Below are 10,975 nucleotides of genomic sequence, written 5' to 3'. Positions count from 1 at the left end.
TATATGTAGCTGGCTCAATATGGCTAACGCTACTTATAACATGTATGCTTTCTTTAACTGCACTAACATTAGGCACATTTTTATCGGCATACGCAAATAATGAATTTCAAATGATTCAATTTATACCGCTTGTTATCGTGCCACAAGTCTTCTTTTCTGGGTTGTTTCCAATGGAATCCATGAATACATGGTTACAAATGTTAGGTAAATTATTTCCACTCACATATGGTGCTGACGCTATGAGACAAGTAATGATTCGGAATCAAGGGTTTACAGAGATTGCATTAGATCTTACTGTATTACTACTTTTTTCACTATTATTTGCAGTAGGAAATGTATTTGCATTAAAGAAACATCGCAAAATATAATGATGATAAAAAGGAGCACAATAAATGAAGAAGGATTGGCTGGAAGAATTAGTTGCCGCAACGAATACTGATAAACGTAATGAACGTCAAATGCGTATATTAGAGGCAGCTGTTGATATGTTTGGAGAAAAAGGGTACGCCTCAACTTCAACGAGTGAAATTGCAAAGCGAGCTGGTGTAGCGGAAGGAACAATCTTCCGCTACTATAAAACGAAAAAAGATTTATTGTTTGCAGTCGTGATGCCGACCTTAACAAAGTTTGCTGCACCATTTTTCGTACAAGCCTTTGCAAAAGAAATATTTAAAACAGAGTATGAATCGTATGAAGTGCTTTTAAGAGTAATAATTCAAAATAGATTTGAATTTGCTAAAAAGCACTTTCCAATGATAAAAATATTAATTCAAGAAGTACCATTTCAGCCAGAACTAAAAAGTGAAATACAACAATTAATAGAAACAGAACTGCTTGTACATTTTAAAAAGCTGATTGCAAAGTTTCAAGAAGAAGGGGAAATTATTGAACTTCCGCCATCTTCCGTATTACGTCTTACTTTATCAGCTGTATTAGGGTTGCTCTTAACGAGGTTTTTATTATTGCCGGAAGAGAAATGGGACGATGAAGTGGAAATTGAAAATACGATTCAATTTATATTGTATGGACTAACGCCACGGAGGTAATGCGATGCGACAATTTGCTAAACCGATAATTGTTGTAAGTAAATGTTTAGAATTTGATGCCTGTCGTTATAATGGAGAGATGGTTCCAGATTTAACAATTCGAAACCTGCAGCCATTTGTTACATTTATACCTGTATGTCCTGAAGTAGAAATTGGTTTAGGGACTCCTCGTGAAACGATACGTATTGTAGAAAAAAATGGTGCGAATAGGCTTGTACAACCGTCAATACGAGAAGATGTAACTGAAAAAATGAATGAATTTTCAAATGCATTTTTACAAACATTACCTGAAGTTGACGGTTTTATTTTGAAGAATCGTTCGCCAAGTTGCGGAACTCGTGATGTGAAAATCTATTCTGGTTTTGAAAAAGGGCCAGTAAAAGGAAAAGGAACTGGATTATTTGGCGGAGCAGTAATAAAAAAATTTTCGCATCTTCCAATTGAAGAAGAAGGTAGATTGTCGAATTTTATTATTAGAGAGCATTTCTTTACAAGATTGTTTACAATCGCGCATTACAAAATGATTAAACATACTAAAAACATAAAAGAACTCGTAGCGTTTCAATCAGATTATAAGTATTTATTTATGGCATATAATCAGGTGAAACAAAAAGAATTAGGGCGTATTATTGCAAATCAAAAAAATGAAACAATTGAAGTCGTATTTGATAACTATGAGAAGACTTTATATGAATTATTTATGCGCGCGCCTCGCTATACATCGAATGTAAATGTATGTGAGCACATTTTCGGATATTTTAAAACAAAGCTAAAAAAACAAGAAAAAGATCATTTTCTAGAACTGATACAAAAATATGCAGAAAAGAAAATACCACTTAGTAGTTTGCTTACAATTTTAAAATCATGGGCCATTCGATTTGATGAAAAGTATTTATTAAGACAAACATATTTTGAGCCATACCCTGAAGGGTTAGTAGAAATTTCTGATTCGGGAAAAGGTAGAGATTATTAAACAATAAATTACATAATTCGACACAAAACCTCCTATGTTGTTGTAGAACAATGTAGGAATTTTTTTGTGCATTGGTACAGAATCTGTTTTAAAATTAAGTTATGACAGAAATGTAGCAATTGTCTAACTAATATTCGTGTCTTTTAAGAAGTAATGTTTGTAGTAGAAACTCGTACGCTGTCGAAACTCAATATTCGATAAGGGGTGTGTAGCGGAATGGAATTTACTCTAACTCGCGAAAAACAAATGATTAAAGAAATGGTACGTGACTTTGCTGAAAAGGAAATCGCACCGAAAGCTGTGTATTATGACAAAACTGCAGAGTTTCCATATGAAACATTTCAAAAAATGGGCGAACTAGGATTATTAGGCATCCCATTCCCAGAAGAGTATGGAGGTTCAGGTGGCGATACATTATCGTACGCGTTAGCAGTTGAAGAAATTGGTCGTGCTTGTGGTGGTACTGGTTTAAGCTATGCTGCAACAATTTCATTAGGTGCTTCTCCAATTTATTATTTCGGTACAGAAGAACAAAAACAAAAATATTTAGTTCCAATGGCGTCAGGGAAAACATTAGGTGCTTTCGGATTAACAGAGCCAAACGCTGGATCTGATGCAGGGGGCACACAAACGAAAGCAATATTAGATGGCGATGAATATGTTATTAGTGGCGAAAAGTGTTGGATCACAAATGCAGAGTATGCAAATACAATTATTGTAACCGCTATCAACGGTGTTGAAGACAATGGTAGAAAACGTATTTCTGCATTTATCGTACCGACTACTAGTGAAGGGTTAACGATTTCAAGCCCTTACGATAAGATGGGTGTTCGTGCTTCTAATACTTGTGAAATCGTACTTGATGGTGTGCGTGTACCGAAAGAAAATATACTTGGTGATGTAAATAAAGGATTTAAACAATTCTTATATACACTTGATGGAGGACGTATTTCAATCGCAGCATTAGCAGTAGGTATTGCACAATCTGCATTTGAACGTGCATTGCAATATGCGAAAGAACGTCAACAATTTGGTAAAACAATTTCTAATTTCCAAGCGATTCAATTTAAATTAGCTGATATGGCGACTGAAGTGGAATTAGCGCGTAATTTAGTACATAAAGCAGCTTGGTTAAAAGATAACGATAAACCTTTCGGTAAAGAAGCGGCTATGGCAAAGTTGTTTGCATCTGAAGCAGCTAGTCGTATCGCGAATCATGCGGTACAAATTCATGGTGGATATGGCTATATGCGTGAATATGAAGTTGAACGATATATTCGTGATGCAAAACTGTTAGAAATTGGTGAAGGAACTTCTGAAATTCAACGTCTCGTAATTGCAAGACATTTAGGATGTAGATAAAAAGGAGGAGTCACTATGTTTCAAAAAATATTAATTGCTAATCGCGGGGAAATCGCAGTTCGCATTATGAAAACTTGTCAAAAACTTGGCATTCGTACCGTTGCTATTTATTCTGAGGCTGATGAAAATGCCCTTCATGTAAAATTGGCAAATGAAGCTTACTTAGTAGGCGGTCCACGTGTCCAAGAAAGCTATTTAAACCTTGAAAAAATTATTGAAATAGCTAAGAAGACAAATGCTGAAGCAATCCATCCGGGGTACGGATTATTATCAGAGAATCCATCTTTTCCGATTCGCTGTAAAGAAGAAGGAATCGTATTTATCGGTCCTTCAGAAGAAATCATTACTAAGATGGGAAGTAAAATTGAGTCACGTATAGCGATGCAAGCAGCAGATGTGCCAGTAGTTCCAGGCATTACTACAAATATTGAAACTGCTGAAGAAGCAATTGAAATTGCAAAACAAATTGGTTATCCATTAATGCTTAAGGCATCCGCGGGCGGCGGAGGCATTGGAATGCAGTTGATGGAAACTGAGCAAACGCTCACCAAAGCATTTGAAAGTAATAAAACAAGAGCGCAAAATTTCTTTGGTAACGGAGAAATGTATTTAGAGCGCTATATAGCAGATGCACACCATATTGAAATTCAGCTTTTAGCAGATACACATGGTAATACAGTGTATTTATGGGAACGTGAATGTTCAGTGCAGCGCCGAAATCAAAAAGTAATTGAAGAAGCGCCTTCACCATTTTTAGATGAAGGTACACGAAAGGCTATGGGAGAAGTTGCTGTACAAGCTGCTAAAGCTCTTGGTTATACAAATGCTGGCACAGTGGAGTTTCTTGTAGATGATCAAAAGAACTTTTATTTCTTAGAGATGAATACGAGATTACAAGTAGAACATCCAGTTACAGAAGAAATTACTGGGTTAGATCTAGTTGAACAACAACTACTTATCGCATATGGTGAGAAGCTATCATTTACACAAGATGATGTAAAACGTAGTGGTCATGCCATCGAGGCTCGTATTTATGCAGAAGATCCGAAAACATTCTTCCCATCACCTGGGAAAATTACAGATCTAACGTTACCGACAAATGTACGTATTGATCACTTTTTGGAGAATCAAGTAACGATTACACCTTTCTATGATCCAATGATTGCGAAAGTAATCGCTCATGGCGAAACTCGTGAAGAAGCGATTTCAAAATTACAGGATGCGCTGCAAGAGTTAAAAGTAGAAGGTATTAAAACGAATACACCAATGCTACTACAAGTATTGGAAGATGATGTGTTCAAAAGTGGTATTTATACAACGGGTTTTGTAACGAAACAACTTGTTAAAAAATAAGATTTATGAATATTAAGGGGGAAAAAATGATGACGAAAGTATATGCATCGATGGCAGGAAATGTTTGGAAGATTGTTGTAGGAGTAGGAGACACAGTAGAGGAAGAGCAGGATGTCGTCATTTTGGAATCTATGAAAATGGAAATTCCAATCGTTTCAGAAGAAGCCGGAACTGTTATGAAAATTAACGTACAAGAAGGCGATTTTGTAAATGAAGGAGATGTATTACTAGAAATTGAATAGGGAGATATAGGGGGAAGCGAATTGAAACTACCTAATTTTGCTGTCATTAAAGAAGTCGGGCCACGTGATGGCTTACAGAATGAAAAAAAGATTGTTGGCACAAAAGATAAAGTAAAATGGATTCAACTACTTACAGAAGCGGGATTGTCGTACGTTGAAGTTTCCTCATTCGTTCACCCTAAATGGGTTCCTGCATTAGCAGATGCAAGTGATGTATTTTCTGAGCTAAAAAGGGATCCAAATGTTACATATGCAGCGCTTGTTCCAAATCAAAATGGTTTGGAACGAGCTTTTTTGCAAAATGTAGATGAGGTGAATGTTTTTTTATCAGCAAGTGAATCTCATAATAAAAGTAACATTAATAAACCAATTAAAGAAGCATTAGGTGTAATTGAAGATATAACAAAACAGGCAACATTCGAAGGGAAAAAGGTAAGAGGCTATGTTTCTACTGTATTTGGATGTCCTTATGAAGGGGATATAAGTGCCACAGCAGTTGACGAAATATGTAATCAACTATTCTCATACGGCATTTATGAAATCTCTCTTGGTGACACGATCGGTGTAGCAAATCCATTACAAGTAGAGCAAGTATTAGAACATTTATTAAAGAAGTATGATGCTTCGCAGTTTGCAATGCATTTTCATAATACGTATGGAATGGCACTGGCAAATGTAGTTAAGTCTTTAGAACATGGTATTACAACGTTTGATAGTTCTTGTGGTGGACTTGGAGGGTGTCCTTATGCACCAGGAGCATCGGGTAATGTTGCTACTGATGACTTAGTACATATGCTCCATAAGTTAGGTGTCCAAACAAATATAGACGAAGAAAAGTTATTGAGAGCTAGTCATTTTATTCAAAGTAAGTTAAATATCCAATTACCGAGTCATGTGTATAGAGCGCTTCAACATAAAACGATAAGTAGGTGAGAAGATGCTACAATTACAAAATATTTCCGTTGACTATGTTACACCGCATGTTGTAAAGATTTCGTTAAATCGTGAAAGACAAGCTAACTCATTATCTTTGGCATTATTAGAAGAATTACAGACTATATTAACTCAAATAAACGAAGAATCAAATACGCGCGTTGTTATTTTAACAGGGGCTGGCGAAAAAGCGTTTTGCGCTGGTGCTGATTTAAAAGAGCGTGCCAACATGAATGAAGAACAAGTTCGCCATGCTGTGGGTATGATTCGTTCTACTATGGAGATGGTTGAACAATTACCACAACCAGTTATTGCTGCAATAAATGGAATCGCACTTGGTGGAGGTACTGAATTAAGCTTAGCTTGTGATTTTAGAATTGCTTCTGACACTGCAAGTCTAGGTCTCACTGAAACTTCCCTTGCAATAATACCTGGAGCGGGTGGTACGCAGCGATTACCTAGATTAATTGGAGTTGGTAGAGCGAAAGAATTAATTTATACAGGAAGACGTATTTCGGCGCAAGAAGCGAAAGAATATGGTTTAGTAGAATTCGTAGTACCAGCTGATTTACTAGAAGAGAAAGCAATTGAAATTGCAGATCGAATTGCTAATAATGGTCCAATTGCCGTTCGATTAGCAAAAGAAGCAATTTCAAATGGTATTCAAGTAGATTTACATACCGGCTTACAAATGGAAAAACAGGCGTATGAGGGCGTAATCCATACGAAAGATAGATTAGAAGGATTACAGGCATTCAAGGAAAAACGCAAACCAATGTATAAGGGGGAGTAAATATGTTAGATCAAAAACAACAATCTAATTCATTTGAAGAACGAGTTGAAACAATTAAGCAAGGCGGGGCACCGAAATATCATGAACAAAACAAAGCAAAAGGGAAACTTTTTGTTCGAGATCGTTTGGCTCTTTTATTCGATAATGGTGAATATGTGGAAGATGCATTATTTGCAAATTGTGAACAAACTGGATTACCAGCTGATGGTGTTGTAACTGCGACTGGTAAAATACATGGTCGTACTGCGTGCGTAATGGCAAATGATTCGACTGTAAAAGCTGGATCATGGGGAGCACGTACAGTTGAAAAAATTCTACGTATTCAAGAAACAGCAGAAAAATTACGTGTACCGTTATTTTATTTAGTTGATTCTGCTGGAGCGCGTATTACAGATCAAGTTGAAATGTTCCCTGGACGCCGCGGTGCAGGAAGAATCTTTTATAACCAAGTGAAATTATCTGGTAAAGTGCCACAAATTTGTTTATTATTTGGACCTTCAGCGGCTGGTGGTGCGTATATTCCAGCATTTTGTGACGTTGTTATGATGGTTGAAGGAAATGCTTCTATGTATTTAGGGTCTCCGCGTATGGCTGAAATGGTTATCGGTGAGAAGGTAACTTTAGAAGAAATGGGCGGAGCACGTATGCATTGCTCAGTATCAGGATGCGGAGATGTTTTATGTAAAACAGAAGAAGATGCAATTACGCAAGCAAGACAATATATTTCTTATTTTCCAAGTAACTATTTAGAAAAGACTCCTTTGATTACACCTCAAGAACCGAAACAGTTCGATAAAACGTTAGAAGAAATCATTCCAGAAAATCAAAATGCTCCTTTCAATATGAAAGATCTCATTAACAGAATTATTGATGAAGGTTCTTTCTTTGAAGTGAAAAAATTATTTGCGCAAGAACTAATTACAGGTTTAGCACGCATTGATGGTAAGCCAATTGGCATTATTGCAAATCAGCCGCGTATGAAGGGCGGCGTATTATTCCACGATTCAGCTGATAAAGCAGCGAAGTTTATAAATTTATGCGATGCATACCATATTCCATTATTATTCCTTGCAGATGTACCTGGGTTTATGATTGGTACAAAAGTAGAACGTGCGGGAATTATTCGTCACGGTGCAAAAATGATCTCTGCAATGAGTGAAGCAACTGTACCGAAAATTTCTATCGTCGTTCGAAAAGCATATGGAGCTGGCTTATATGCAATGGCAGGTCCAGCGTTTGAACCAGATTGCTGCTTAGCATTACCAACAGCTTCTATTGCAGTAATGGGTCCAGAAGCAGCGGTCAATGCTGTATATGCAAATAAGATTGCAGCTTTACCAGAAGAAGAGCGTGCAAGCTTTATTGCTGAAAAACGAGAAGAGTATAAGAAAGATATTGATATTTACCGTTTAGCATCTGAGATGGTGATTGATGGTATTGTTCATCCAAACAATTTACGTGAAGAGTTAAAAGGACGATTCGAAATGTATATGAGTAAATATCAAGTATTCACGGATCGTAAACATCCTGTATATCCAGTTTAAAAGCCCTATTTAGGGCTTTCTTGCTCAAAAAGTCAAGGAGGGGAAAACATGAAACAAGCAGTTTGGTTTCCAACAGAAGAATATAAAGAAAAAACGCGTTTATTTGGTTGGATGAAATCATTAGGCTATGAAGATTACGAAGCTTTTTATAATAAGTCAATTGAAGAAACAACTTGGTTTTGGGGAGAAGCTGAGAGAGCAGTTGGCTATCAGTGGATGAAACCATATACAGAAGTGTTAGATTTAGAAAATGGTACACCGTTTGCACAGTGGTATACTGAGGGAACTTGTAACGTAGTAGAATCTGCTTTATCTCGCTGGCTTGCAGACGATAAAACGAAAACACAAGCAGCACTTATGTATGAAGGGGAAAACGGAACTTCGAAATCATTTACATATGAAGAGCTTGACAGCTGGGTAAGCCGTGTTGCCAACGGTTTGAAACATGCTGGTATTGAAAAAGGTGATCGTGTAACAATTTACATGCCAATGATTCCTGAAACAGTTGTTGCTATGTTAGCGGTAATGAAAATTGGAGCGATTATTTCACCAATATTCTCAGGTTTTGCTGCTGATGCAGTAATGACACGTGTACAAGCAGCTGGTTCAAAAATGGTTATTACCGCAGATGGCTTTTCACGCCGTGGGAAAATTGTTTCATTAAAAGATGAAGTAGATAAAGCTTGTGAACATTGTCCAACTGTTGAAAAGGTGGTAATTGTTCGTCATGCAGGAAATGATTTTACACCGCATAATTATGATTTTTCATGGAGTACGTTAGAAAAAGAAAAACCATTTATACATGCTGAAGAAATGAACAGTGATGATCCATTAATGCTTATATATACATCTGGAACGACTGGTAAGCCGAAGGGGACAGTACACACACATGCTGGTTTTCCGCTAAAATCTGCATTTGATGCAGGGTTTGGAATGAATATAAAACAAGGCGACCGCGTATTGTGGGTAACTGATATGGGCTGGATGATGGGACCATTTTTACTATTCGGCTCTTTAATTAATGGCGCAACGATGGTTATGTACGAAGGTGTTCCAGACTTTCCAAAAGCAGATCGCTTATGGGAGACAGTTGATAAATATGAAATTACTCATCTCGGTATTTCGCCAACGTTAATCCGTGCATTAATGGCAAAAGGTGATGAGTATGTAAATAAACATTCTTTAAAGAGTTTAGAAGTATTCGCATCAACAGGAGAACCTTGGAATCCAGATCCGTGGATGTGGCTGTTTGAAACAGTTGGAAAAGGAAAGGTCCCGATCTGTAACTACTCAGGTGGAACTGAAATTTCTGGTGGGATTTTCGGTAATGTTCTTATAAAACCAATTGCACCGATTAGTTTTAACGCATCTTTACCAGGAATGGCAGCAGTTGTACTTGATAATCAAGGTAAACCGATTCGTGATGAAGTCGGAGAATTATGTTTAGAAAAACCGTGGGTTGGTATGACGAAAAGTTTCTGGGAAGATGATGAGCGTTATGTGAACACATACTGGTCACGTTTTGAAAATAAATGGGTTCATGGTGACTGGGTCATTTATGACGGTGAGCAATATATCATTACAGGACGTTCAGATGATACGTTAAACATTGCTGGAAAACGTATTGGGCCTGCTGAATATGAATCTATTCTTGTGAAACATAATGATGTAATAGAAGCAGCGGCAGTTGGTGTACCGGATGATGTAAAAGGTGAAGTTTGTCATTGTTTTGTTGTATTACGAGACGGTGTAATATTCTCTGGCGAGTTAAAGAAAGAATTAATGAGTTTAGTAAACTCTCATATTGGTAAAGCTTTATGTCCAAAAGACATCCACGTTGTAGAAGATTTACCAAAAACACGAAATTCTAAAGTAATGCGACGTGTTATTAAAGCAGCTTACTTAGGAAAAGAGTTAGGAGATTTATCGTCACTTGTAAATCCTGAAGTAGTTCCGTTTATTCAGGGGTTACAGTCTAGCAAACTATAAAATTACGAATGAGCTCTATGTAAATAGAGCTCATTTTTAATGTTTACAAAAAGATAAGAGAGAAAAAGTAAATTTGAAGTTAAAAAATCTACTATTAGTGTTAAGTATGTCTGTTTGTTTTTATCAAAATAGGATACTGTGGCTGTCTATTCAATGGAGTGATTGAATTTTGTTAAGAATGAAAATTTAGTGAAGAAAAAAGTAATGAATAAAAGGAGAAATCCCTGGGGGACAGGGATTCAATAAGGGAGATATTATTGTCGTTCAATGTCGAAATTTGGCGTATCCGACAAATTAATATTATCACGAATTTTCAGGAGGTTGTGATAGTGGATGTGTCAAAAATGTGTACGGGTTTCATATAAAAGTGTTATTTAAATAGGAAAAGGGAAAAGAATTAAGTTCACTGGTTCTTAAGATTTTTCCCTTTTAAATTTACTGTTTGTTCGTTGTTCTATATACAGCTGAAATTGGTAAATCTTCGCCATGTAAAGCTTGAGTACTGTCCTTTTTGTTTGAATCATGTGCCTCCTGAGATGTTTCTTGCATTTGCTCTTGGGCTTTACTAGGAGTATTCAGCGCATCCGATGACACATAATCAAGTTGTTGACTTAATAGATTTTTTTTATCCATGTTATGTAGCTCCTTTTTGAACTTAGATATAAAAACGAAGTATTTTTAAATAGTTACGTGGATATTATGTATCTTTGAATGGAATTATATACACAAACTATATTGAG

At 36.5% G+C, this 10,975-nt stretch carries 11 protein-coding genes; 10 read left to right on the top strand and 1 reads right to left on the bottom strand.

Annotation, left to right across the window (positions count from 1 at the left end; translation table 11 throughout):
- The 10 genes from AB3X48_RS12600 to AB3X48_RS12555 all read left to right on the top strand — a co-directional run.
- A partial coding sequence (locus AB3X48_RS12600; protein WP_367959612.1) for an ABC transporter permease occupies nt 1-368 on the top strand: 368 nt, incomplete at its 5' end.
- Nucleotides 369-392: 24 nt separating this feature from the next.
- A complete protein-coding gene (locus AB3X48_RS12595; RefSeq protein WP_002065518.1) occupies nt 393-1,046 on the top strand; it encodes a TetR/AcrR family transcriptional regulator in 654 nt (217 codons plus the stop codon).
- 4 nt (nt 1,047-1,050) lie between these two features.
- Nucleotides 1,051-2,019 carry a YbgA family protein gene (locus AB3X48_RS12590; protein ID WP_088099107.1) on the top strand — a complete coding sequence of 323 codons (969 nt, stop codon included), beginning with the start codon at nt 1,051-1,053 and terminating at the stop codon, nt 2,017-2,019.
- Nucleotides 2,020-2,235: 216 nt separating this feature from the next.
- Nucleotides 2,236-3,381: an acyl-CoA dehydrogenase gene (locus tag AB3X48_RS12585; RefSeq protein WP_016104901.1), complete on the top strand. Its 1,146-nt coding sequence runs from the start codon at nt 2,236-2,238 to the stop codon at nt 3,379-3,381.
- Between the two features lie 15 nt (nt 3,382-3,396).
- Nucleotides 3,397-4,734 carry an acetyl-CoA carboxylase biotin carboxylase subunit gene (locus tag AB3X48_RS12580; RefSeq protein WP_002200449.1) on the top strand — a complete coding sequence of 446 codons (1,338 nt, stop codon included), beginning with the start codon at nt 3,397-3,399 and terminating at the stop codon, nt 4,732-4,734.
- Nucleotides 4,735-4,760: 26 nt separating this feature from the next.
- Complete coding sequence (locus AB3X48_RS12575; protein WP_001985297.1) at nt 4,761-4,976, top strand: acetyl-CoA carboxylase biotin carboxyl carrier protein subunit; 216 nt, start codon at nt 4,761-4,763, stop codon at nt 4,974-4,976.
- A gap of 21 nt (nt 4,977-4,997) precedes the next feature.
- Entirely contained in the window at nt 4,998-5,909 is a 912-nt protein-coding gene (gene mvaB, locus AB3X48_RS12570) for a hydroxymethylglutaryl-CoA lyase (protein ID WP_002110006.1), read from the top strand.
- 4 nt (nt 5,910-5,913) lie between these two features.
- Nucleotides 5,914-6,702, top strand: a complete 789-nt coding sequence (locus AB3X48_RS12565; RefSeq protein ID WP_002161717.1) for an enoyl-CoA hydratase — start codon at nt 5,914-5,916, stop codon at nt 6,700-6,702.
- Between the two features lie 2 nt (nt 6,703-6,704).
- A complete protein-coding gene (locus AB3X48_RS12560) occupies nt 6,705-8,246 on the top strand; it encodes an acyl-CoA carboxylase subunit beta (RefSeq protein ID WP_002017014.1) in 1,542 nt (513 codons plus the stop codon).
- A gap of 48 nt (nt 8,247-8,294) precedes the next feature.
- Nucleotides 8,295-10,235 (top strand): AMP-binding protein, encoded by a 1,941-nt coding sequence (locus AB3X48_RS12555; RefSeq protein WP_088099108.1) that lies wholly within the window; start codon nt 8,295-8,297, stop codon nt 10,233-10,235.
- A gap of 435 nt (nt 10,236-10,670) precedes the next feature.
- On the opposite strand, the gene AB3X48_RS12550 is transcribed toward AB3X48_RS12555, so the two are convergent.
- Nucleotides 10,671-10,868, bottom strand: coding sequence for a hypothetical protein (locus AB3X48_RS12550; RefSeq protein WP_002110011.1), 198 nt, complete (start codon nt 10,866-10,868; stop codon nt 10,671-10,673).
- Nucleotides 10,869-10,975: the final 107 nt, after the last annotated feature.

It is taken from the genome of Bacillus sp. S4 (assembly GCF_040838205.1).
GTDB lineage: Bacteria > Bacillota > Bacilli > Bacillales > Bacillaceae_G > Bacillus_A > Bacillus_A cereus_U.
Note: the sequence above shows the minus strand (reverse complement) of the source record. Positions and strands in the feature narration are given on the sequence as shown.

Coding starts and splice junctions, on each gene's coding strand:
- AB3X48_RS12595 (WP_002065518.1), top strand. CDS start 393: ATGAAGAAGGATTGGCTGGAAGAATTAGTTGCCGCAACGAATACTGAT.
- AB3X48_RS12590 (WP_088099107.1), top strand. CDS start 1,051: ATGCGACAATTTGCTAAACCGATAATTGTTGTAAGTAAATGTTTAGAA.
- AB3X48_RS12585 (WP_016104901.1), top strand. CDS start 2,236: ATGGAATTTACTCTAACTCGCGAAAAACAAATGATTAAAGAAATGGTA.
- AB3X48_RS12580 (WP_002200449.1), top strand. CDS start 3,397: ATGTTTCAAAAAATATTAATTGCTAATCGCGGGGAAATCGCAGTTCGC.
- AB3X48_RS12575 (WP_001985297.1), top strand. CDS start 4,761: ATGATGACGAAAGTATATGCATCGATGGCAGGAAATGTTTGGAAGATT.
- AB3X48_RS12565 (WP_002161717.1), top strand. CDS start 5,914: ATGCTACAATTACAAAATATTTCCGTTGACTATGTTACACCGCATGTT.
- AB3X48_RS12560 (WP_002017014.1), top strand. CDS start 6,705: ATGTTAGATCAAAAACAACAATCTAATTCATTTGAAGAACGAGTTGAA.
- AB3X48_RS12555 (WP_088099108.1), top strand. CDS start 8,295: ATGAAACAAGCAGTTTGGTTTCCAACAGAAGAATATAAAGAAAAAACG.
- AB3X48_RS12550 (WP_002110011.1), bottom strand. CDS start 10,868: ATGGATAAAAAAAATCTATTAAGTCAACAACTTGATTATGTGTCATCG.